General features: G+C 55.9%; 19 protein-coding genes. 8 read left to right on the top strand and 11 right to left on the bottom strand.

Annotated features, from left to right (window positions below; genetic code table 11):
- Positions 1-266 precede the first annotated feature (266 nt).
- Positions 267-2,552 carry an EAL domain-containing protein gene (locus K7B04_RS23165; protein ID WP_223803112.1) on the top strand — a complete coding sequence of 762 codons (2,286 nt, stop codon included), beginning with the start codon at positions 267-269 and terminating at the stop codon, positions 2,550-2,552.
- On the opposite strand, the gene ppx is transcribed toward K7B04_RS23165, so the two are convergent.
- The 4 genes from ppx to purM all read right to left on the bottom strand — a co-directional run bounded on the left by ppx (position 2,505) and on the right by purM (position 8,046).
- Positions 2,505-4,052 carry an exopolyphosphatase gene (ppx, locus tag K7B04_RS23160; protein ID WP_163446566.1) on the bottom strand — a complete coding sequence of 516 codons (1,548 nt, stop codon included), beginning with the start codon at positions 4,050-4,052 and terminating at the stop codon, positions 2,505-2,507. The two genes, K7B04_RS23165 and ppx, sit on opposite strands and share 48 nt — an antisense overlap.
- 3 nt (positions 4,053-4,055) lie before the next feature.
- On the bottom strand, positions 4,056-6,116 hold the full coding sequence (gene ppk1, locus K7B04_RS23155; protein ID WP_163446567.1) for a polyphosphate kinase 1: 2,061 nt from the start codon (positions 6,114-6,116) through the stop codon (positions 4,056-4,058).
- Between the two features lie 250 nt (positions 6,117-6,366).
- On the bottom strand, positions 6,367-7,008 hold the full coding sequence (purN, locus tag K7B04_RS23150; protein ID WP_163446568.1) for a phosphoribosylglycinamide formyltransferase: 642 nt from the start codon (positions 7,006-7,008) through the stop codon (positions 6,367-6,369).
- Entirely contained in the window at positions 7,009-8,046 is a 1,038-nt protein-coding gene (gene purM / locus K7B04_RS23145; protein ID WP_223803111.1) for a phosphoribosylformylglycinamidine cyclo-ligase, read from the bottom strand.
- Between the two features lie 287 nt (positions 8,047-8,333).
- Here purM and bglK point away from each other — a divergent pair, with 287 nt between their 5' ends.
- The 5 genes from bglK (at position 8,334) to K7B04_RS23120 (ending at position 13,651) form a co-directional block, all read left to right on the top strand.
- Entirely contained in the window at positions 8,334-9,224 is an 891-nt protein-coding gene (gene bglK / locus K7B04_RS23140; RefSeq protein WP_163446570.1) for a beta-glucoside kinase BglK, read from the top strand.
- Between the two features lie 12 nt (positions 9,225-9,236).
- Positions 9,237-10,667 (top strand): 6-phospho-beta-glucosidase, encoded by a 1,431-nt coding sequence (locus tag K7B04_RS23135; RefSeq protein WP_163446571.1) that lies wholly within the window; start codon positions 9,237-9,239, stop codon positions 10,665-10,667.
- A 186-nt stretch (positions 10,668-10,853) separates the two neighbouring features.
- Positions 10,854-11,480, top strand: a complete 627-nt coding sequence (gene upp, locus K7B04_RS23130; protein WP_064543612.1) for a uracil phosphoribosyltransferase — start codon at positions 10,854-10,856, stop codon at positions 11,478-11,480.
- A gap of 83 nt (positions 11,481-11,563) precedes the next feature.
- The gene (gene uraA, locus K7B04_RS23125) at positions 11,564-12,853 is read left to right on the top strand and encodes a uracil permease (protein ID WP_064543614.1); all 1,290 of its coding nucleotides are present in this window, start codon (positions 11,564-11,566) and stop codon (positions 12,851-12,853) included.
- Between the two features lie 96 nt (positions 12,854-12,949).
- Positions 12,950-13,651: a DnaA inactivator Hda gene (locus K7B04_RS23120; RefSeq protein ID WP_074398749.1), complete on the top strand. Its 702-nt coding sequence runs from the start codon at positions 12,950-12,952 to the stop codon at positions 13,649-13,651.
- Here K7B04_RS23120 and K7B04_RS23115 read toward each other — a convergent pair.
- The 4 genes from K7B04_RS23115 to celB form a co-directional block, all read right to left on the bottom strand.
- Complete coding sequence (locus K7B04_RS23115) at positions 13,648-13,986, bottom strand: anti-adapter protein iraM (RefSeq protein WP_065355895.1); 339 nt, start codon at positions 13,984-13,986, stop codon at positions 13,648-13,650. The two genes, K7B04_RS23120 and K7B04_RS23115, sit on opposite strands and share 4 nt — an antisense overlap.
- Before the next feature lie 241 nt (positions 13,987-14,227).
- Positions 14,228-15,685, bottom strand: coding sequence for a leucyl aminopeptidase family protein (locus K7B04_RS23110; protein WP_223803110.1), 1,458 nt, complete (start codon positions 15,683-15,685; stop codon positions 14,228-14,230).
- Positions 15,686-15,688: 3 nt separating this feature from the next.
- Positions 15,689-16,642, bottom strand: coding sequence for a N(4)-(beta-N-acetylglucosaminyl)-L-asparaginase (locus K7B04_RS23105; RefSeq protein WP_223803109.1), 954 nt, complete (start codon positions 16,640-16,642; stop codon positions 15,689-15,691).
- Between the two features lie 6 nt (positions 16,643-16,648).
- Positions 16,649-17,965, bottom strand: coding sequence for a PTS cellobiose transporter subunit IIC (celB, locus tag K7B04_RS23100; protein ID WP_163446574.1), 1,317 nt, complete (start codon positions 17,963-17,965; stop codon positions 16,649-16,651).
- Positions 17,966-18,131: 166 nt separating this feature from the next.
- On the opposite strand from celB, the gene K7B04_RS23095 reads away from it, so the two are divergent.
- The gene (locus K7B04_RS23095; RefSeq protein ID WP_223803108.1) at positions 18,132-18,989 is read left to right on the top strand and encodes a helix-turn-helix transcriptional regulator; all 858 of its coding nucleotides are present in this window, start codon (positions 18,132-18,134) and stop codon (positions 18,987-18,989) included.
- A gap of 6 nt (positions 18,990-18,995) precedes the next feature.
- Here K7B04_RS23095 and arsC read toward each other — a convergent pair whose 3' ends face one another.
- Both arsC and bepA read right to left on the bottom strand, forming a co-directional pair.
- On the bottom strand, positions 18,996-19,355 hold the full coding sequence (gene arsC / locus K7B04_RS23090) for an arsenate reductase (glutaredoxin) (RefSeq protein WP_163446576.1): 360 nt from the start codon (positions 19,353-19,355) through the stop codon (positions 18,996-18,998).
- An 11-nt stretch (positions 19,356-19,366) separates the two neighbouring features.
- The gene (gene bepA / locus K7B04_RS23085; protein WP_163446577.1) at positions 19,367-20,830 is read right to left on the bottom strand and encodes a beta-barrel assembly-enhancing protease; all 1,464 of its coding nucleotides are present in this window, start codon (positions 20,828-20,830) and stop codon (positions 19,367-19,369) included.
- Between the two features lie 216 nt (positions 20,831-21,046).
- Here bepA and K7B04_RS23080 point away from each other — a divergent pair, with 216 nt between their 5' ends.
- On the top strand, positions 21,047-22,150 hold the full coding sequence (locus K7B04_RS23080; protein WP_223803107.1) for an AI-2E family transporter: 1,104 nt from the start codon (positions 21,047-21,049) through the stop codon (positions 22,148-22,150).
- Positions 22,151-22,155: 5 nt separating this feature from the next.
- On the opposite strand, the gene K7B04_RS23075 is transcribed toward K7B04_RS23080, so the two are convergent.
- Positions 22,156-22,971, bottom strand: a complete 816-nt coding sequence (locus tag K7B04_RS23075; RefSeq protein WP_223803106.1) for a formate/nitrite transporter family protein — start codon at positions 22,969-22,971, stop codon at positions 22,156-22,158.
- Positions 22,972-22,979 lie beyond the last annotated feature (8 nt).

The raw sequence follows: 22,979 nt of genomic DNA, 5'->3' as shown, positions 1-22,979 counted from the left end.
AAAATCCGTCAGATAAAACATTAATTAATGTTATATAAGATATTATACGTATTCACAAAGATAAATTAATAATTAGATAAACGGCAAAGAAAACGAAATTATTGTTTTTATGTACGCGGTTTCTTGACTCACATCAAACTTCATTCGTAGCTGATAACTAAAATTCTCGCTATACCCGCGCATTGCCTTCTTTCGCGGACGTTTAAGCCAGGTTGGATGCCTGTCTGAAAATACCCAGCAGGATTTGGGGTATCTATAGAGCATCTATGAATTTCTGTAAAATATATAAGCAATATCGCGATTGCTGGTGGGGTCTTCCGCTGATATTGCCACTCCTGATCTTGCCAATAATTAGACTTGCTAATACGTACACTTATGTTGGCGGCGGCAAGACCTACCTTTATTATCTGCCGATGCCGTTTCTGCTGTGTATGATGCTGTTTTTCGGCTGGAAAGCGTTGCCTGGGCTGATGGTTGGTATTGGCTGCTATCTCACGCGCGATCTGCATATGGTTGAAGAAATAGGCATCACGCTGCAGTTTCTGATCCCTACGCTGGTGGCATGGGGCGGCTATCAGTACTTCAACAGCGGGCGCAAAATGGTGTCGCATGGCGACACGCGACTCATGGCGCAGCGGTTGTTCTGGCAGATGTTTGTCCCGGCCACGCTGTTTATGTTGCTGCTCCAATTTACGCTGTATATCGGTATTTACCCGAGCTTCAGCGATGTACAATGGACCTCGCCGCTCACCCAGCGCAATTTGATCAACTACCAGTCGCTGCTGATGGGCTACCTGACCGGCGTGCCGTTATGTTATTTGCTGATTAGATTAATCCGCAACCCATACTATATTCGCTCCTTTATTTCGCAGGTGCGCCGGGACTTTGACCCAAAAGTGAAGTGGCCGGAAATGATAGTATGGAGCGGCTTCTTGCTGGGGATTTTCTCCTTGCTGATGAAGCCGCTGGACAGCGGCAGCACCATTTTCAGCACCAACTATACAATCTCTTTGCTGCTGCCCATTATGCTGTGGGGATCGATGCGCTTCGGCTACCGCTTTATTTCGGTGGTCTGGACGCTGCTGCTGATTGTGGCGATTCACTACCACTATCACTACGTGCCACACACCGCAGGTTACAGCGTACAGCTGGCAATTACCTCGTCCAGCTTTCTGGTGTTCTCGTTTATCATTGCTTATATGGCCATGCTCTCAAGCCGTCAGCGGGCCATTCACGAGCGGGTGCGACGGATGGCCTTTATCGATCCCGTGGTCAATCTGCCCAATATGCGCGCCTTGAATCGGGCAATCGGCAAGACTCCATGGTCGGTACTGTGTTTCCTGCGTATGCCGGACCTCGAAGTACTCACGCGGCACTACGGTATTATGCTGCGTATCAACTACAAGCAGAATCTGGCGGAGTACCTGAGCGAGGTGCTGCGTCCTGGTGAAGGGGTGTACCAGTTGACCGGTAGCGACCTCGCCGTACTGCTGCATACGGAATCCTACAAAGAGCGCATTGAAGATCTCTATGCGCGTCTGAAGATGTTCCGCTATAGCTGGAACGGCATGCCGTTACAGCCGCAGATTGGCCTCAGCTACTGCTACATTCAATCGCCAGTGTCACACCTTTCGCTGATGCTGGGCGAGCTGAATACGGTGGCCGAGCTGTCGCTGGTGACCGACCGCCCTGAAAACCTCCAGCGGCGCGGCGCGCAGCATTTACAGCAGGAGTTGAAGGACAAAATCGCCATGATGGTCCGCGTTCAGCAGGCGCTGGAGAACGACCGTTTCCGCCTGATGGCGCAGCCGATCGTCGGCATTCGCGGCGATGATTATCACGAAGTGCTGTTGCGTATGTTGGGCGATGATGATGATGAGATGATCTCGCCAACGCTGTTCCTGCCAGTCGCCCACGAATTTGGTATGGCCTCGCGTATCGACCTGTGGGTACTGGAAAATACGCTGCGCTTTATGGCCAGCCGCCGGGCGACCAACCCGGGTATGCGGCTGGCGCTGAACCTGGCGCCATCAACGGCAAGCGGGCTAGGCTTTTCCAAACAGGTCGCGCTATTGCTGGAAGAGCATGGCATCGAAGCCTGGCAGTTGGTCTTTGAAATTACGGAAAGTCATTCATTGGTCAACGTTGAGCAGGCGCGTCGCACGCTGCGAGAGCTGCAGGAACTGGGCTGTCGGGTGGCGATAGATGATTTTGGTACCGGCTATGCCAGCTACGCCAGGCTTAAGCATATCAGCGCTGATATCCTCAAAATTGACGGCAGCTTTATCCGCAATATTGCTACCAGCAGTATGGACTATCAGATTGTGGCATCGATCTGCCATCTGGCGCGGATGAAGAAAATGCGCGTGGTGGCGGAATATGTGGAGAACGAAGAGATTCGTCAGGCGGCGATTGCGTTGGGTATTGATTACTTGCAGGGTTATAGCATTGGTAGGCCAGCTCCCCTTGAGGAGCTGGCGGCAGTGGAGTGCAAAAGCAGCGAATCAGGCCGCGACAACTTCGTCGGGCGCACGCTCCTCGGTGATTTTTAACAACCAGCCGGTGACGCTCTCCCAGTATTCCTGCTCTTTTTCCAAATCGAGCAGCACCAGCGCGTTCTGAGTAAACCAGTCGTGCGGGAAGCAGAGCGTCCAGTGGTTGGCTTCGGTCGTGAGCTTCAGCGTCGGCGGCGTGGTGGTTGCCTGACGCTGGTTGTTCAGCAGCACGCCCAGGCGTAGCAGCTGGATCATCGGCAGGAACTGCTTCTTCTTGAACAGGGTAAAGCGCGGCAGTTCGTCGAGCTTGATGGCTTTACGATGGAAGCGTACCAACGTCGCCATCAGGTACTGCTGCTCCTGATTGAACCCCGGTAGATCGCTATTTTGCAGAATGTAGGCGGAGTGGCGATGCATGCCGCTGTGATTAATATTCAGCCCCACTTCGTGCAGCATCGATGCCCATTTCAGCAGCGCGTTCAGCTGTGGGTTTCCCAGCTTCGGGTTTTGCTCCAGCCACTGATCGTACATTTGCATGGTGGTTTCGAGTACGCGCTGGGCCTGCTCGCGGTCGATATTGTACTGGTTTGCCAGGCTTTGCGCGGTGCGGCTACGCACGTCCTGATGGCGGAAGCGGCCTTCCATCTCATACAGTACGCCTTCACGCAGCGCGCCGTCAGACAGACGTAGCTCTTTAATGGCCAGCGCGTCGAACACCCCACAAAGAATCGCCAGCCCCGGCACAAACACGCCTTTACGTTCTTCGGAAAGTCCCGGCAGGCTCAGACTGCTGAAGTTCTTATACTTCAGCACTTCTTCCACCAGCTTCTCCAGGCGCTCAGGGGTGATGAAACCGTCTTTTTCGCCCATCTCGAGCAGCACTTCATGCGCGGCCTTAATGGTGCCGGAAGCGCCCATCGCCACGCTCCAGCCCTGGATGCGGAACTGCCATGCCAGCGTTTCCAGCTTTTGCACTGCCGCCATACGTGCGCGCTGGAAGTTCTCGCGGTTGATGGTGCCCGCCAGGAAGAACTGCTGGCCGAAACTCACGCACCCCATACGACGGCTTTCCACCAGCTTGGGTTCGAAATCTTCGCCAATCACCAGCTCCGTTGAGCCGCCGCCGATGTCGATGACCAGCTTGCGGCCTTTCTCCGGCTGCGTGTGCTCTACGCCCATGAAAATCAAACGGGCTTCTTCATTCCCGGAGATGATTTCAATCGGGTAGGGGATCACTTTTTCCGCGCGCTTGAGAAACTCGGTCGCGTTGGCGGCCTGACGTAACGAGTGCGTGCCCACGATACAGACGCTGGAAGGGGAGAAGCCTTGTAGTCGCTCGGCAAACAGTGACAGGCAGCTTAACCCGCGTTCCATGGCCTCTTCGCTCAGCATGTTGTTCTCATCCAGACCGTCAGCCAGATGAACGCGCTGTTTCAGGCGGCCGATGATCTGCATTGCTCCGTCGACGACGCGCGCAATGACCATGTGAAAACTGTTCGAACCAAGATCAACCGCCGCAAACTCCTGCGGCCGGGGTGCTTTGCTTTTTATTGGCATAGGTTAGTCAGGTTGTTCAAGTGATTTGATGTAATCGTAAATCGCCTGCTGCGAGCGGACCTTACGGCGGTTGCCGCGCGGAACATAGCGATTACTCAGTTCTTTATCAATAAAGCGGGCTTTCACCGTGTCGCTAAACAGAATATCGATAATATCGAGGATCCGTTGTTTGAGACGCGGATCGAGCAGCGGCGTCGCCACTTCAATACGGTAATCAATATTACGGGTCATCCAGTCAGCAGAGGAGAGATAAACGCGTTTATCGCCGCCGTTCTCAAAAATATAGATCCTGTCGTGCTCAAGGAAACGATCAACGATGCTGATCACACGAATATTTTCGCTGATCCCCTCTAATTCAGGGATCAAAGAACACATGCCGCGAATCAGCAGATTGACCTGTACGCCCGAACTGGAGGCCGCATACAGGCGATCGACCAGGCCTTTATCCACCAGGTTGTTGAGCTTGAGGGTGATCCCGGCTGCGATACCGTTTTGGGCGTTGGCGATCTCGCGGTCGATCATCTCGTACAACAGGCGGCGCGAGTTCTGCGGGGATACCAGCAGATAGTCGAAGCTCACCGGACGATAGGGGTTCTCAATAAAGTTAAACACCCGGCGCACTTCGTTGGTGATACGCGCGTCGGCGGTCAGCAGCGAGTAGTCGGTGTAAATACGCGCTGTTTTCTCGTTAAAGTTACCGGTGCCGATGTGGGCGTAACGCACCACATCATCGCCTTCTTTACGCGAGATGAGGAACAGTTTGGCGTGAATTTTCAGCCCCGGCGCGGAGAAGATGACATGAACGCCCGCTTCGGTGAGTCGCTTCGCCCAGTGAATGTTGGCCTCTTCGTCGAAGCGCGCCTGTAGCTCGACCACCACCGTCACTTTCTTACCGTTGTGCGCGGCGTGAATCATCGCATCGATGATGCGCGAATCTTTCGCCACGCGATAGATGTTGATTTTGATCGCCAGCACGCTCGGGTCGAAGGAGGCCTGACGCAGCAGTTCGAGCACGTGTTCAAACGTGTGGTACGGATAATAGAGCAGCACATCGCGCTCGCGAATGGCGTCAAAGCCGTTGCGGAACTTATCGAACCACAGGTGACGCAGGCGCGGCAGCGGTTTGTTGACCAGGTTGGCCTTACCGACGTTCGGGAAGCCGATAAAGTCCTTAAAGTTGTGGTAGCGGCCGCCCGGCACGATTGAGTCGTAGCGGGAGATGGTCAGCTTTTTGCGCAGCATTTCGACCATCGCATCCGGCATGTCGCGCTGATAAACAAAGCGCACCGGTTCGGCGGTGAGGCGCTGCTTGAGGCTGGAGGACATCAGCTCCATCAGGCTCGATTCCATTTCGTGCACCAGATCGTACTCGGCGTCACGGGTCATTTTCATCGAGTAGGCGTTGAGCGCATCGTAGTCGAAGAAGCCTTTGAAGATGTCGTCAAGGCAATAGCGCAGGATGTTATCCAGCAGAATCATCGGCTTGCGGCGACGTGGTGTCTCCGGCGGCAGATTAACGAAGCGCGGAACCTTATCAGAAGGAATTTCCAGCAGCGCGTAGTTGATCTCTTCGCCACGGATAATTTCCACCGCCAGATAGGTGTAATCGTCTTTCAGGAACTGCACCAGGTCGGTTTCGCGGTTCAGCAGAATCGGCGTGATGTGCTGGCGCAGGTGCTGCTTAAAGTAGTGACGCAGCCAGCCCTGTTGGTTGACGGACAGCTGGCGTTCGTTAATCAGGAAGATCTGGTTTCGCGCCATCTCCAGCAGCAGTTCGTTGTACAGTCCATCGAACTCCTGGTCGGCTTTCAGCACCCGGGCCTGGATTTTACTCAGCAGGTGGCGGGAATGTGTGGTAACACCCTGTTCTTCGCTGATGATGATGCGACGCTTCAGTTCCGCAAAGCGGACCTTATAAAATTCGTCGAGGTTGTTGGAGTAGATCCCCAGAAAACGCATGCGCTCAATCAGCGGGTTGCTTTTATCTGCCGCTTCCTGAAGGACGCGCTCGTTGAAGGACAACCAGCTCAGTTCTTTTTCGATGTACAGTTTTTCCTGACCCATTACTACTCACACTCCGGTTAATTCACGGGACGCGGCAAAGTCGTCTCACCGTTTATATTGCTAGCTTTGCCGGGTTATGTCCAACTGTGTCATCTTAGTATGACAGTTATCCGGTTTTGCCTAAGAAATTATTCGCTATCCGTTTTGATATGTAAGCTTTTTTTAGCCATTCTTCGTACCTGTGGTACGGATAAAAAGGCATAAAAAAGAGGGCCATAAAGGCCCCCTCATTGTGCGTATCGACGTGATATCACTCTTCCGCCGCGTAGCCCGCGGGCGGCAGCTGCACGCCGTCAAGCCAGGCGTGATTATCCTGCATCTTCAGGCGGCCATCGAGGAACCAGCCCACCACCAGCGGGTAGATAGCATGTTCCTGAACCTGCACGCGTGAAGTGATTTCCGCTTCGTCATCACCGTCAAAAACCGGTACCTTGGCCTGCAATATGACCGGCCCTCCGTCCAGCTCTTCGGTCACGAAGTGCACGGAAGTGCCGTGTTCCGCATCGCCGTTATCCAGTGCCTGACGATGGGTGTTCAGGCCGGGATATTTCGGCAGCAGGGAAGGGTGGATGTTGAGCAGTTTGCCCCGATAGTGCTGTACGAATTCAGCGCTCAGGATGCGCATGTACCCCGCCAGCACCACGACATCCGGCGCGTAGGCGTCAATCTCGTGCATCAGCTCGCGGTCGAACGCCTCGCGGCTGGCGAACTGGCTGGCAGACAGGGCATGCTGAGGAATACCCGCAGAGCGTGCGCGCTCAAGGCCGAAGGCGTCGGCCTTATTGCTGAATACTGCCCGGATGGTGCCATGAATCCTTTTCTGCTCACAGGCATCAATGATGGCCTGTAAGTTGCTGCCGTTGCCGGAAATCAGCACCACGATATTTTTCATTTACTCGATGACCACACGCTGTTCGGAATCCGTGGCTTTGATATAGCCGATTTTCCACGCGTTTTCACCTTTTTCGTTCATCAGGGCGATGGCTTTATCGGCCTGATCCGCCGCCAGGGCGATCACCATGCCGACGCCGCAGTTAAAGGTGCGGTACATTTCATGACGGCTAACGTTACCGGCATCCTGCATCCAGTTGAACACCGCAGGCCACTGCCAGGAGGACTCGTCGATCACCGCCTGGGTGTTGTCCGGCAGTACGCGCGGGATGTTTTCCCAGAAGCCGCCGCCGGTCAGGTGGGCGATGGCGTGAACGTCGACGTTCGCAATCAGCTCAAGAATGGATTTCACGTAAATGCGGGTCGGCGCCAGCAGATGGTCGGCCAGAGTTTTGCCTTCCAGGATGGTGGTGTCCGGGTTGCAGCCGCTGACTTCAACAATTTTGCGCACCAGCGAGTAGCCGTTGGAGTGCGGGCCGCTGGAGCCCAGCGCGATCAGCACGTCGCCATCGGTGACTTTGCTGCCGTCGATGATTTCAGATTTTTCGACCACGCCCACGCAGAAACCCGCCACGTCGTAATCTTCGCCGTGGTACATGCCCGGCATTTCAGCGGTTTCACCGCCGACCAGCGCACAGCCGGACTGCAGGCAGCCTTCGGCGATGCCGTTGATCACGCTTGCCGCCGTGTCGACGTCCAGCTTGCCGGTGGCGTAATAGTCGAGGAAGAACAGCGGCTCGGCGCCCTGAACCACCAGGTCGTTGACGCACATGGCGACCAGGTCAATGCCGATGGTGTCATGACGTTTTAAATCCATCGCTAAACGTAACTTCGTGCCAACGCCGTCAGTGCCAGACACCAGCACCGGTTCACGATATTTTTGCGGCAGCGCACACAAGGCACCGAAACCGCCTAGTCCACCCATCACTTCCGGACGGCGCGTTTTCTTCACCACCCCTTTGATACGGTCAACCAGAGCGTTTCCTGCGTCAATATCAACACCGGCATCTTTATAGCTGAGAGAGGTTTTGTCGGTCACTGCAAGTCTCCACGCATTTGCGATAGCAAGAAAAATCGGCGCAATTCTATCAGTACAGGCAAACGTTTGCGAGCCTATTCTGCACCCAATTTTTCGCCTGCGTATTTTGCTGCGATTCCATCATTAAATTGGTCAAATATGATACTGCTCACGAAAATGAAACCGGGTACACCCTTGTCCTTGCATCCTCTCTGATGAATCCACATCATAGTAATGAAACCGGTTTCTGTTTTTGTTGCATAGCGCCCGGTAAGCGATCTGAAAATGGCCAGAAGGGATTGAATGGAATGAAAATTGCTGCCTTTGATATTGGGGGTACGGCGTTAAAAATGGGGGTGGTCGCCGACAGCGGCGAGCTGCTGGAAAAGGGAAAACAGCCTATCACTGACAGCGATGGCGAGCAGATTCTCGCGGCGATAGCAGGCTGGATCACCGCCCATCCCGAATGTGAAGGCGTCGCCATCAGCGCGCCTGGCTACGTTAACCCGCATACCGGCTATATCGAAATGGGCGGCGCGATTCGCCGCTTCGACAACTTTGCCATTAAAGACTGGCTTGAGGAGCGCACCGGGCTGCCCGTCGCTATCGAAAATGACGCCAACTGTGTGTTATTGGCCGAGCGTTGGCAGGGCAAAGGGGCCGAACTGTCCGATTTTCTGGTGCTGACCATCGGTACCGGCATCGGCGGCGCCATTTTCTGCAACAATCAGCTGGTGCACGGCGCGCGTTTTCGCGCTGGCGAATTCGGTTATATGCAAACTTCACGCCCCGGCTCTCGCGACGTACGCCGCTACTCCATGAACGAAAACTGTACCCTGCGCGTACTTCGCTATCGCTATGCGCAGCATCTTGGCAAAACGCTGGAAGAGGTCACCGGCGAGGAAATTTTCGACCGCTTCGACGCGGGCGATGTCGTCTGCCAGCGCCTGGTCGCCGAATTTTTCAACGGCCTGGGCACTGGCCTCTATAACCTGGTGAACCTGTTCGACCCGCAGACGATTCTCATCGGCGGCGGCATTGTTGAACGTCCCGGTTTCCTGGCGCTGATGCGCGAGCACCTTGCCTGGTTTGGCATTGCCGACTACATCGATACCGTCAGCCACGGCAACGACGCCGGGCTTATTGGCGCGGTTTACCATTTCAATCAGCACTATTCGCAGCGACAACTTACTGATTAACGAGGGAAAGATATGTCTGGATTTAAAGCTGGGTTTCTCTGGGGCGGCGCGGTCGCAGCACATCAACTGGAAGGCGGCTGGAAAGAGGGCGGCAAGGGGGTAAGCGTCGCGGACGTGATGACGGCGGGTGCGCACGGCGTGCCGCGTGAAATTACCGACGGCGTGCTGCCGGGGAAAAATTACCCCAACCATGAAGCCATCGACTTCTACCATCGTTATAAAGACGACCTGAAGCTATTCGCTGAGATGGGCTATAAATGCTTCCGTACTTCTATCGCCTGGACGCGTATTTTCCCGAACGGCGACGAGCTGACGCCAAACGAAGCGGGCCTGCAGTTCTATGACGATCTGTTCGATGAGTGCCTGAAGCTGGGGATTGAGCCGGTTATCACGCTGTCGCACTTTGAGATGCCGTATCACCTCGTCACGGAATACGGCGGCTGGCGCAACCGTAAGCTGATTGAATTCTTTGTCCGCTTCGCCAAAGTGGTGTTTACCCGTTACCAGCACAAAGTGAAGTACTGGATGACGTTTAATGAAATCAACAACCAGGCCAACTACCACGAAGATTTCGCACCGTTTACCAACTCTGGCCTGAAGTACCAGCCGGGTGAGGATCGCGAGCCGGTGATGTACCAGGCGGCACACTACGAGCTGGTGGCCAGCGCCCTGGCGGTGAAGGCGGCGCGTGAAATCAACCCAGCGCTGCAAATTGGCTGCATGATCGCCATGTGTCCTATCTATCCGCTGACCTGCGCGCCGAACGACATGATGATGGCAATGAACGCCATGCATCGCCGCTACTGGTTTACCGACGTGCACGTGCGCGGTAAGTATCCGCAGCACCTGCTGAACTACTTCCAGCGTCGCGGTTTTGCGCTGGATATCACCGATGAAGACCGTCAGGCGCTCACTGAGGGCTGCGTCGACTACATCGGCTTTAGCTACTATATGTCGTTTGCCACCAAGGCCACCGAAGATAACCCGCAGCTCGACTACGACGAAACCACCAGCCTGGTTTCCAACCCGTACGTGCAGAAGTCCGACTGGGGCTGGCAGATTGACCCGGTGGGCCTGCGCTACTCGCTGAACTGGTTCTACGATCACTATCAGCTGCCGCTGTTTATCGTGGAGAACGGCTTTGGCGCCATCGACGTGCTGGAGAGCGACGGTACGGTGAACGACCAGTATCGTATCGACTATCTCTCCGCGCATATCGCTGAAATGAAAAAAGCGGTCGTGGAAGATGGCGTGGATCTGATGGGCTACACGCCTTGGGGCTGTATCGACCTGGTATCCGCGGGCACCGGCGAGATGAAAAAGCGCTATGGCTTTATCTATGTCGACAAAGACAACGAAGGCAACGGTACGCTGGCGCGCAGTCGTAAAAAATCTTTTGCCTGGTATCAAAAGGTGATTGCAACCAACGGCAGCGAGCTTTAACTCGCTGAATAGATAAAATAAAACCCCGCTCGTCGGGGTTTATTTTTATCCTGTCTTATACTGACAGATGCGCCATTCGCCGTTTTGCTTGATCCTGGTCAATCATCATAGGTATGGCGCAGCCGAAAAAAAGCGGTATAATCCCGCGATTTTTTTTGTGGCTGCCCCATCTAAAGGAGAAAGAGAATGAAGATTGTGGAAGTTAAACACCCACTCGTCAAACACAAGCTGGGCCTGATGCGTGAGAACGACATTAGCACCAAACGCTTCCGTGAACTCGCCTCCGAAGTCGGTAGCCTGCTGACTTATGAAGCCACTGCCGGTCTGGAAACGGAAAAAGTGACTATCGAAGGCTGGAACGGCCCGGTAGAAATCGACCAGATCAAAGGTAAGAAAATTACCGTTGTGCCAATCCTGCGTGCAGGTTTGGGGATGATGGATGGCGTACTGGAAAACGTCCCAAGCGCGCGTATCAGCGTGGTGGGTATGTACCGTGACGAAGAGACGCTGGAGCCGGTACCGTACTTCCAGAAGCTGGTTTCCAACATTGATGAGCGTATGGCGCTGATCGTTGACCCGATGCTCGCGACCGGCGGCTCCGTTATCGCCACTATCGACCTGCTGAAAAAAGCGGGCTGCTCCAGCATCAAGGTGCTGGTGCTGGTTGCTGCGCCGGAAGGTATCGCGGCGCTGGAGAAAGCGCATCCGGACATCGAGCTGTACACCGCATCGATCGACCAGGGGCTGAATGAGCAGGGATACATCATCCCGGGCCTCGGCGATGCCGGCGATAAGATTTTTGGTACCAAGTAAACGAAAAAATAAAAAGAGCCGACTTTGATAGTCGGCTTTTTTTTGAATAAAAAACCCAGACTAATAACACAGAGGAAAACACAATGACGCGCCGCGCAATTGGGGTAAGTGAGAGACCACCGCTTTTACAGACCATCCCGCTTAGTTTGCAGCATTTATTCGCCATGTTTGGCGCAACCGTGCTGGTGCCCGTGCTGTTCCACATTAACCCAGCCACCGTGCTGCTGTTCAACGGCATCGGCACGCTGCTGTACCTCTTTATCTGTAAAGGGAAAATCCCGGCCTACCTCGGGTCGAGCTTTGCCTTTATTTCTCCGGTGCTGCTGCTGCTGCCGCTAGGTTATGAAGTGGCGTTGGGCGGCTTTATTATGTGCGGTGTGTTGTTCTGCCTGGTCTCTTTCATTGTGAAGAAAGCGGGTACCGGCTGGCTGGACGTGATGTTCCCGCCGGCGGCGATGGGCGCAATCGTTGCCGTCATCGGTCTTGAGCTGGCGGGCGTAGCGGCCAACATGGCAGGCCTGCTGCCGCCGGATGGCCAGTCAGCGGATACCAAAACCATTATTATTTCCCTGGTGACGCTCGGCGTGACCGTATTCGGCTCCGTGCTGTTCCGCGGCTTCCTGGCGATTATCCCGATTCTGATCGGCGTGCTGGTCGGTTATGCGCTGTCCTTCGTGATGGGCGTAGTGGATACCACGCCGATTGCGCAGGCGCACTGGTTCGCGCTGCCAACCTTCTATACCCCGCGCTTCGAGTGGTTCGCTATCTTCACTATTTTACCGGCGGCGCTGGTGGTGATTGCCGAGCACGTCGGTCACCTGGTGGTGACGGCGAACATCGTTAAAAAAGACCTGATTCGCGACCCGGGCCTGCATCGCTCAATGTTTGCTAACGGTCTGTCGACGGTGATTTCTGGTTTCTTCGGTTCTACCCCGAACACCACTTACGGTGAAAACATTGGCGTGATGGCGATTACCCGCGTGTACAGCACCTGGGTTATCGGCGGCGCGGCGATTATTGCGATTCTGCTCTCCTGCGTCGGCAAGCTGGCGGCGGCCATTCAGATTATCCCGCTGCCGGTGATGGGTGGCGTGTCTCTGCTGCTGTACGGGGTGATCGGCGCATCCGGTATCCGCGTGCTGATCGAATCGAAAGTGGATTACAGCAAAGCACAGAACCTGATCCTCACCTCCGTGATTCTGATCATTGGCGTCAGCGGCGCGAAAGTACACATCGGCGCGGCCGAGCTGAAAGGTATGGCGCTGGCGACGATCGTCGGTATCTGCCTGAGCCTGGTCTTTAAACTTATCAGCGTACTGCGCCCGGAAGAAGTGGTGCTGGACGCCGCGGACAGCGACGAAGCGAAGTCGTGATCCGCAAACCGGGCGGGATCGCCGCCCGGTTCTCTCATCCGTTATTTCTGTGGTAAACTCTTCACGTTTTTTCGTAAGCCCATGTTGAGGTCTCCTCTGAACGCACCGGCACAGCTCTCTTTGCCACTTTATCTTCCCGACGACGAAACCTTTGCGAGTTTCTTCCCGGGCGATAACCCTTCTTTACTTGCCGCACTGCAAAATGTGCTGCGGCAGGAACATAGCGGATACATCTATATCTGGGCGCGCGAAGGCGCCGGGCGCAGCCATTTGCTGCACGCGGCTTGTGCCGAACTCTCTCAGCGCGGCGACGCGGTTGGCTATGTTCCGCTGGATAAACGCACCTGGTTTGTACCGGAGGTGCTGGAAGGAATGGAGCAGCTCTCGCTGGTCTGTATCGATAATATCGAGTGCGTGGCGGGAGACGAACCGTGGGAGATGGCGATCTTCAACCTGTATAACCGCATTCTGGAATCCGGCAATACGCGCCTGCTGATCACCGGCGATCGTCCGCCGCGCCAGCTGAATTTGGGCCTGCCGGATCTCGCTTCGCGCCTGGATTGGGGGCAAATCTACAAGCTGCAGCCGCTCTCGGACGAAGACAAGCTCCAGGCCTTGCAGCTGCGTGCCCGTCTGCGCGGTTTTGAAATGCCGGACGATGTCTGCCGCTTTATGCTCAAGCGCCTGGACAGGGAGATGCGAACGTTATTCCAGACCTTGGATCAGCTCGATCATGCCTCCATCACCGCCCAGCGTAAGCTGACCATCCCGTTTGTAAAAGAAATTCTGAAACTCTAGGTTTCCTGCGCGCCGTAAGGGCAAAGCTGGAAAGCGCATACCGTCTGACGCGGACAGCGCCGGAGCTCCGGCATTTCATTGCCGGGGCAAAGCGTGCGTTGTTTGAAATAATCCCACAGCGAAAGGCTATACGGGAACGCGTGCAGCACCTGAATTTTCCTGACTTTCCCGTTCACAACCATGCCAAACGGCGTGCTGTCCATCACCGAACCCTGACGTAAAAAGTAGTCACCTTTACACCAGAGAATCATCTGTAGGTTTTTGGCGCTGACGGCCAGACTATACATGGTCCCGGTATCAGGGCAGACAATGAATTTCTGAATATTCCAGTTCATTTTGCTCCTTATCATCAGGTTTTTTCGTTGTGTAAACGCAGAATTGCCGATGTGAGTTGAACTGTCACCTCAGTTTAAATAGTTTTTAAAAACATGGTGTTATATATAAAAACTGAACGTTCATGACAAACGTTATCAGCGGTAGGCGCTATGTCAGTGCGGCTCGGAGAGAAAGCTGATAGTTAAGCTGAGCTTATCAGAAGGAAATGCCCGGCGTCGCGATGCTCGGCCGGGCGGGGGATTAACTGTTGAGGGACAAATCGTTAAGCAAATGCTGCATCAGCAGCGGAATTGGCCTGCCCGATGCCATGCTTTTGCCGCCTTCACGCCACAGCGCCGTCCCGCTGACGTCAAGATGTGCCCACGGAATATCCGCAGGACAGAAATGATGCAGCAGCCAGGCGGCAGAAGCGCTGATCGCCGCGTTGTTGGTCGGCGTGTTGCACAGATCGGCAATCGCGCTCTCGGTTTGCTTTTTCAACCGCGCATCGAGCGGCAGCGACCACACTTCATCACCGCTCTGTTCACCGGCCAGGGTTAACGCTGAGCGCAGTGCCTTATCCTGGGTCATCAGCCCGCTCAGCTCATAGCCCAGCGCTTTGACTACTGCGCCGGTAAGGGTGGCTAAGTCGATGATATAACGCGTTTGTGCATGGCGCTGGCTGGTCCAGGCAATGGCGTCCGAGAGCACCAGACGGCCTTCGGCATCGGTGTTGTTGATCTCCACCGTCATGCCGTTGCAGGCGTGCGCCACGCTACCCGGCTGCATGGCGTCCGGGCCGATAGCGTTTTCCGCCAGCGCCAGCACGCCCATAACCCGCACCGGTAACGCCAGCTCGGCGATGCTTAGCATCAAGCCCAGGACGTTGGCTGCGCCGCACATGTCGTATTTCATCGTATACATGCCCGCGCCGTCTTTCAGCCACAGACCGCCGGTGTCGAAGGTGATGCCTTTGCCGACGTAGCTGCGTACCGGGCCATGACTCGCTCCCTCATAGTGAATCGCCAGCAGGCGCGGCGGACGACTGGCCCCTTTGCCTACCGCGTGCAGTAGACCCAGACCTTGCTCGATAATCGCTTGCTCATCCAAAACCTCACAGCGCAGCGCAGGGAAGGCCGCGCACAGGCGCTGCGCTTCTTCCACCACAAACTGCGGTGTGCATTGCTCGGAGGGAATATCCGCCAGGCGGCGGGCGGCAACCATCCCGTTGGCGATGGCCTGCTGTTGCTTAAACAGCGGCTCAAGGCGCGCCAGTTCGTTATCTGAGCAGTAGGCATGAATATGGGTCAGACGCGTATCGTTTTGCGCCGTGGTTTTCAGCCCGAGATCCGTCAGCCGGTGCTGCTGGTTAAACAGGAAGCGCAGGGTTTTCGCCAGTACCGTGTCGTGAATTTGCGTACAATCCAGCAGTACCTCGCGGCACATCGGTGAAGCAAACAGCGGGCGCAGAAAAGTGAGCAGTGAATCGGTCAGATTGTCCTGCCAGGCGCTTTGCGGCACCAGCGTGATACGGGCGAACGGCCCGCAACCGAAACAGGTATCCGCCAGTTTTCCCTGAGCGGCGCGCGCCGTCATCTCGGCAATCAGCGGGTTATTACGTAGCGCATCCTGCTGGAGCAAGGGGCTATCGGGTCTGGTGATAAGATGACACTGTTCCTGTTCGCTGGGCAGCGCCGTGACTAAGCGGTAGTGAATCATCGTTTACTCCTCAATGGGCGCGCGAATGCGATCGGCATAGGCCTGCATCCAGGCGTCGCCCACCGGCTGATAATGGGTTTTCTCTTTGACGCGTTCGGCGCGGAACACCGTGAGCGGCTGGGTAGCGGTCGCGACCACGAAAGAGAAGGTTTTGATGTTGGTCGCGGCACCGAACTCGCCTTTGCGGTTCATACAGACCACGGAGAGATCCCCCGCGCGGCCAAAGCGCGACATCAGCTTATCTTCCAGTTCGTAAACCACGGAATCAGCCGCCTGCTGCGGCGTCATTCCCTGTTCCATACGGCGGACGATTTCATAGCTGGTGCAGCCTTTCATGAGATCTTCGCCCACGCCGGTGGCGGTAGCCGCGCCAATCTGACTGTCGCAGTAGAAGCCAGAGCCGATAATTGGCGAGTCGCCAATCCGCCCGCGTTTTTTCATAAACAGGCCGCTGGTCGAGGTGGCGACGCTCATTGACCCTTTTTTATCGAGAGCAATCACGCCGACGGTGTCGTGACCATCGTAGGGGCTTAACCCTTTATCCAGCGTTTCGCGACAGCGCTTGCGGTAGTGTTGCATCGCGCGTTCGGTGAGCATCTTTTTCTCGGCGAAACCCTGGCTCAGCGCCCATTCTCGCGCCCCCTGGCCGACCAGCAGCGAGTTATAGCGCTGGCGGCCCAGGGCTTGGGCGACTTTAACCGGGTTGGCGATGTCGACCAGATTGCCTACGGCACCAAAGGCCAGGGTGTCGCCATCCATCCAGGCCGCGTCCAGCTCAACCTCGCCGTTCTCGGTGGGCAGGCCGCCATAGCCCACCGATTTATAGAACGGAAAATCCTCTACCGCGACCACGGCATCCACGACGGACGTTGTTGCTGCGCTTCCAGCCGCCAGCGCAGAAGCTGACTCGCCTACGCCTTCCAGCGCCATGCGCCAGGTTGCAATAATTCCCCACATCCTTTGCTACTCCTGTTTTGCTAGCGTGCCGGATTCCTCAACGGCACTGATTTCCGCATTGCGGTACTGCTTGTCGACGATGCGCATAAACGGCAGGTACAGCATCGCGCCAATCAGCAGGTTAATAATTTGCATCACGCTGCCGGAAATATGCCCGGTGACGATAAATCCGCTGATGACCGGCGGCAGCGTCCACGGGATAAACACCCCGGTAGTGACCGCAACCGCACCGATTTTCATCGCCAGATACTGGATGGTCACCAGCACCAGCGGTACCAGGTTGAACGGAATCAGCATGATTGGGTTCATGATCACCGGCAGGCCAAACAGCACCGGTTCATTGATATTAAAGATGGAAGCCCCCGCGCCCAGACGCGCCACTTCGCGCATGTTTTTACTGCGGGCGAAAATCAGCATTGCGATGACCAGCGACAGCGTGGCTCCGGCGCCACCCATCCAGATCATGTCGAAGAACTGTTCGGTAATAATATGCGGCGGCGTGACGCCTGCCTGAATGGCGGCGATGTTGTCGGTCTGGTTTTCCATCCACAGCGGACGGATGATGCCGTTGACCATGGAGCCGGAGTTAATCCCCACCGACCACAGAATCGTGATGCTGAATACCGTCATCAGCGCGCCAAAGTAGGAGGTGCCGAAATGACGAACCGGGGTGGCGACGACGTCGTAAATAAATTGGTGAATGGTGTTGTAGTGGGTGTTTTCAAAGCCGATGCGGATAGCCAGCACCAGAATCATCACCACCAGCGCGGGGATCAGCGCGGCAAATGATTCCTGTACCGCGGGCGGTACCCCTTCGGGCATTTTGATCACCAGTTTTTTGCGCTTCAGCCAGCAGAACAGCTCTGTCCATAGCAGCGAGCCAATCATGGCGACGAACAGCCCTTTGGTGCCAATCCATTCTACCGGCATCACGGTAATGCCGCCGTTCTCGGCGACCTTAATAAACGGTGTCAGGATCAGGAAGCACACCAGCGCGAGGATGCCGCTGGAGATTTTGTCATCGCCGTAGTGCTCCGCCAGACGGTAGGCAACGAGGAAGCTAATAAACAGCGACATGGTGGAGAAGACCGCGTTAAACGGAATCTCGATAATGGCGCTCCAGCTGGCGCCAAAAGTGCTGGACATAAACTGCTGATAGCTCTGATTCGGGAACGACGAGATAACCAGCAGGATAGAGCCGACGATAATGAACGGCATAAAGGAAACATATGCGCCGCGGATGGCGCCGAGATGACGTTGCTGTGCGGTTTTCGCCGCAATCGGCATCAATTTCTCTTCTAAAAATCCCAGAACATTGTTCATTGTGAACTCCGTATAAGATTAACGGACATTGTGTGTGTTATGTAATAGAAAACGACGAGGGGATTATCGGAGAAAGGTGGAGGCAGAAAGGTGAATCGGGTCACAATGCATCGACTTAACCCATATAAATCTCATGTGATTGGTTACTTATTTTTTAAGGAATGCCATGGAAATTAAGCTGCACGCTAATGCGACGACGACGCCTCGTATCCGCAAATATCTCCAGGAATCGAATAAAAGTGACCGTGAACTGGCAGTTGAGCTAGGTATTTCCGTGACGACGGTTCGCCGTTGGCGTAATCGCGAGCAGACGGCAGATCGAAGTACGACGCCAAAGGTTGTGCACAAAGCGATGAGACAAGAGCAGATTGTATTGATTAACGCCCTGCGTGAAATTCTTAGCGCGCCGTTGGACGATCTGCTGTTTATCGTGGTGGAAGGTTTAGGCATTCCGCTATCACGGGCGACGCTTAGTCGTTATCTGGCGCCATCTTATTCGAAAACGGCTGAACAGGCGCTACAGGGTAAGAAGGCGCTCAAGGCGGGAATGCGGCCGCAGACGCTAACGCTGCACTACCGCGCGTTGTCGCTGCATATGGATGATGATGGCGATCATCACCTGCTGTGGGCGCAGGAGCCGGTGAGCGGTTGGTGCACGGCGCGGATCTATTCGGGGATGTCGTCGCCACTGGTGATTCACTGGCTGGATGAGGTGCTGGCGCAGTTCCCGGGTGATATCCAATCTGTTGAGATTAAAAGTGACGAGTGGCTGAATGATGCATATATCGCCACGCTGCGCCAGCATCTGGCTGAGCGAGGAATAAACGCCAGCGTCATGCCCTCGGGCGAAAAACGGCAGGCGGTCACGGTAACCTCACCACTGGCAGAGATTATTCCAGCGGCAAGCATCTACACGCCGGATGAGCTGGCGTGCAGGCTGTGTGGGTTATTTAACGGCGGGAAACAACAGAAAAAGCTGGGGAATATGACGCCGCAGGCTTTTCTGGAAGCGCTGCGGCCTTAAGGCGAATTAGCCCACAATCTCCAGCACCTGCTCCGGCGGGCGGCCAATGCGCGCCTGGCCGTTTTTGACGACGATAGGGCGCTCAATCAGCTTCGGGTTCTCAACCATCGCCTGGATAAGCTGCTCTTCGCTAAGCTGGCTATCGGCGAGGTTCAGCGTTTTATAGAGATCTTCTTTCTGCCGCATCAGCTCGCGGGCGCTGCTGAGGCCAAGCATCTTAATCAGCTTAGCCAGGGTTGCGGCGTCTGGCGGCGTGTCGAGGTAAAGCACGACGTTAGGATCAATGCCGTTATCTTTCAGCAGGCTCAAGGTCTCGCGGCTCTTTGAGCAGCGCGGGTTGTGGTAAATCGTGACCGAATCCGTCATTGTCTCTCCTGTTACATTTTCTGATAAGGGCGGAAGCGTTCCTGCAGCTCTCGCAGCTGGTCGATGCGCGCATCGTAGCGCGCCTGCTGCAGGCTGCGTAATTTCACCTGCGCGCTGGCGGCGCTCAACAGGGAAATTGCCTGGTCGAGCCGACCGACCAGCGCCATATTTTCGGCGCGTGCGGCCAGCTCCTGGTCGCGGTTGCCGAGCTTCGCTTCCGCCTGGGCCAGCAGATCCCAGCCGTTGGTATCATCTTTGTTATTAAAGGTGTAGCGGTTAAGAATGGTGGCCGCTTCGCCAGCTTGCCCGCCTTCTAACAGGGCGTTAGCCAGGTTAAGCTGGAGGACCGGGTTAGTGCGCAGTTCGCGGGCATTTTTTAGCCGGCTAATTGCCTCGTTGGTTTTGTTCTGGCCAAGGTCGATATCGGTGGCCAGATCCAGGAACCAGGCGTTTTGGCCGTCGGCGCTCAGCAGCGGCTGGAGCAGCTTGCTGGCTTCGGCGTAATTTTTGGCTTCCATGGCCAGCAGCGCGCGGCCGTACTGGGCGGCGTGCTGTTCGCGCACGTTGCCTTTCGACCAGCTGTCGAGCAGGTCGCTGCCGAGCTGGTTTTGCCCGTTGTTGTACATGCCAAGCGTACGCGCTTTAGCAAAGTAGAAGTCGGCGGAAGACTGCACCACCACCGGACGCATCTGGTTGGCGCGGTTACGCGCATCGGACAGACGGCTCTCGGGTAAGGGGTGGGTTAACAGCATTTCCGGCGGACGTGAGGAGTAGCGTGACTGATCGAGCAGCTTCTCCATAAATGCAGGCATGGCCTGCGGGTCGAAGCCGGCGCGCTGAAGTACCTGAATACCGATGCGGTCAGCTTCTTCTTCGTTCTGGCGGGTAAAGCTGATCATGCCCTGTTGGGTGCCGGCTAAGGTACCGCTCAGCGCCGCCATCCCGGCCTGCGGGCTGGCCATCGCCAACAGAATAGAACCGAGTGCGCCGACCCACGTCAGCGGAGCATTGCGTTTTTGATCTTCCATCGCGCGCGCCAGGTGGCGTTGGGTGACGTGGGAGATTTCGTGCGCCATGACCGACGCCAGTTGGCTTTCGTTATCTGAGTAGCGGAACAGCGCCGAGTGCAGCACCACATTGCCGCCGAAGAAGGCGAAGGCGTTAATGTCGTCGTTATTGATCAGATAAAAATGGAACGGGGTGCGCACGGAAAAAGCGTGCGAGACCAGCCGCATACCCAGTGAGTTAATGTACTGCACCAGCAGCGGATCGTTAATCAGCGGCGCGCTTCCGCGCAGTTGTCGAACATAGTAATCCCCCATCTGCATCTCCTGACCAATGGAGAGCGTGCTTCCTGCGGATGTACCCATATCCGGCAGATTATCCGTTGTGTCCGCGAAGGCGGGGGCAATCTGGCCGAAAGCGAGCGTCGCAATAAGGGATGCCAACAGCGTTTTTTTCAACTGCCTGAACATAACCTCTGTCCTGTAATGTGGGATGTGCCTGTTTTGACCAACAGCATAATGTTACGTTCCATTATGGGCTACTTTGGCAGTGTATCTATCTGATCACGGGTTGAAAACGATAATCACCAGATTGCAGGGATAAAAATAAAAAGCGGAGTCTTTTTTGTGACACTTAGATACAATTCATGTTCTGTATGAACGCGATAGGCTTCAGGGAATAGATTTATGCTCGAGATGTTGATGCAATGGTACCGCCGCCGGTTCAGCGACCCGGAGGCCATCGCGCTGCTGGTCATCCTGGTGGCCGGGTTTTGCATTCTGTTTTTCTTCAGTGGCCTGCTGGCGCCGCTGCTGGTTGCACTAGTGCTGGCTTACCTGCTGGAATGGCCGACGGTTCGTCTGGAGCGCCTGGGCTGGTCGCGCACCTGGGCGACCAGCGTGGTGCTGGTGCTGTTTGTCGGCATCCTGCTGCTGATGTCCTTCGTGGTGATGCCGATTGCCTGGCAGCAGGGGATATACCTCATTCGCGATATGCCAGGCATGCTCAACAAACTCTCTGATTTTGCCGCCACCCTGCCGCGTCGCTATCCGGCATTGATGGATGCCGGGATTATCGACGCCATGGCCGAAAACATGCGCACCCGCATGCTGACCATGGGCGACTCGGTGGTGAAATACTCGGTTGCCTCACTGGTGGGGCTGCTGACGCTGGCGGTCTATCTGGTGCTGGTGCCGCTGATGGTCTTCTTCCTGGTCAAAGACAAAGAGCAGATGCTCAACGCTGTGCGTCGCGTGCTGCCGCGCAACCGCGGGCTGGCGGGGCAGGTGTGGAAAGAGATGAACCAGCAGATCACCAACTACATTCGCGGCAAGGTGCTGGAGATGATCGTCGTCGGCGTCGCCACGTGGCTCGGGTTCCTGATGTTTGGCCTTAATTACTCGCTGCTGCTGGCGGTGCTGGTAGGCGTGTCGGTACTGATTCCGTATATCGGCGCATTTGTGGTGACCATTCCGGTGGTCTGCGTGGCGCTGTTCCAGTTTGGCCTCGGCACCGAGTTCTGGAGCCTGTTTGCGGTCTACCTGATTATTCAGGGGCTGGACGGTAATCTGCTGGTGCCGGTGCTGTTCTCTGAGGCGGTGAACCTGCATCCGCTGGTGATCATTCTCTCGGTGGTGATTTTTGGCGGCCTGTGGGGATTCTGGGGTGTGTTTTTCGCCATTCCGCTGGCCACGTTGATTAAAGCGGTCGTGCACGCCTGGCCGGATGGGCTGGTGGCGGATGACGACGCCGACGGTCTGAGTAACAACAAAGCCGACGAGCAGCGCTGATACGGTTACGCATGATGCCGCTGCAGGCGAACCAGCGCCAGCAGCAGCAACCCGCCGCCGATCAGATTACCCAACACCAGCGGGAAGAGATTCCCGGCCAGTAAATAGCCTGCGCTGAGCGCGTTATCGCTGCCGCTCAGCAACCCGAAACGGGCGGGAGCAGAAGACTGAACGGCGATGGCCAGCGGTAGCAGAAACAGGCTAACCATACCGTGTGCCGCGCCGCTGGCGGAAAACAGGCTCAGCGGCAGCAGCATCGCGAGAATTTTATCCGTCAACGAATGGAAAGCGTGGCTGATTGCCACGGCAAAGCATAAGAGTAAATTGCCGACCATCCCGAGCCCAAGGTTGGTGATAAACGTGTCGCCCGGATGATGCGCCGATATTTGCAGTACCCGCAACCCCCAGCGGCCGTCGCCGCCCGTGCACAGACCGGAAAACCACATGAGCGCGGCCAAAAAGAGTACGCCTCCCGTATTTCCGGCGCAGACAATCAGGCCGCTGCAGAGCGCTTCGCGTGGGCTAATATAGCCACCCGCGGCTGCGGCGGTCGTGGCGAGCATGGATGGAAACAGTTCAGCGCCGCCCAGTACGACCGGAATCAAACTCAGCGTGAAGCACAGGCCGCTGGCCAGTACGCTGACCAGCGTGTTGGGCTGCTGGCTGAGGGAAACGTAGAACGCGGCGGCGATGGCGATAAAAATACCGGCGCTGGCGGCCAGCACAAAGCGCTGCGCTGGGCTCTGTTCCACCCGTGCCATTCCGGCGCGGCTGGCGACGGTCAGTAGCGAGTGCGGGAGGTCATGACGGCGACTTTTCATGGTGGGCT

This window comes from Kluyvera sp. CRP, from assembly GCF_019930565.1.
In the GTDB taxonomy this organism is placed as follows: domain Bacteria; phylum Pseudomonadota; class Gammaproteobacteria; order Enterobacterales; family Enterobacteriaceae; genus Kluyvera; species Kluyvera georgiana_A.
Note: the sequence above shows the minus strand (reverse complement) of the source record. Positions and strands in the feature narration are given on the sequence as shown.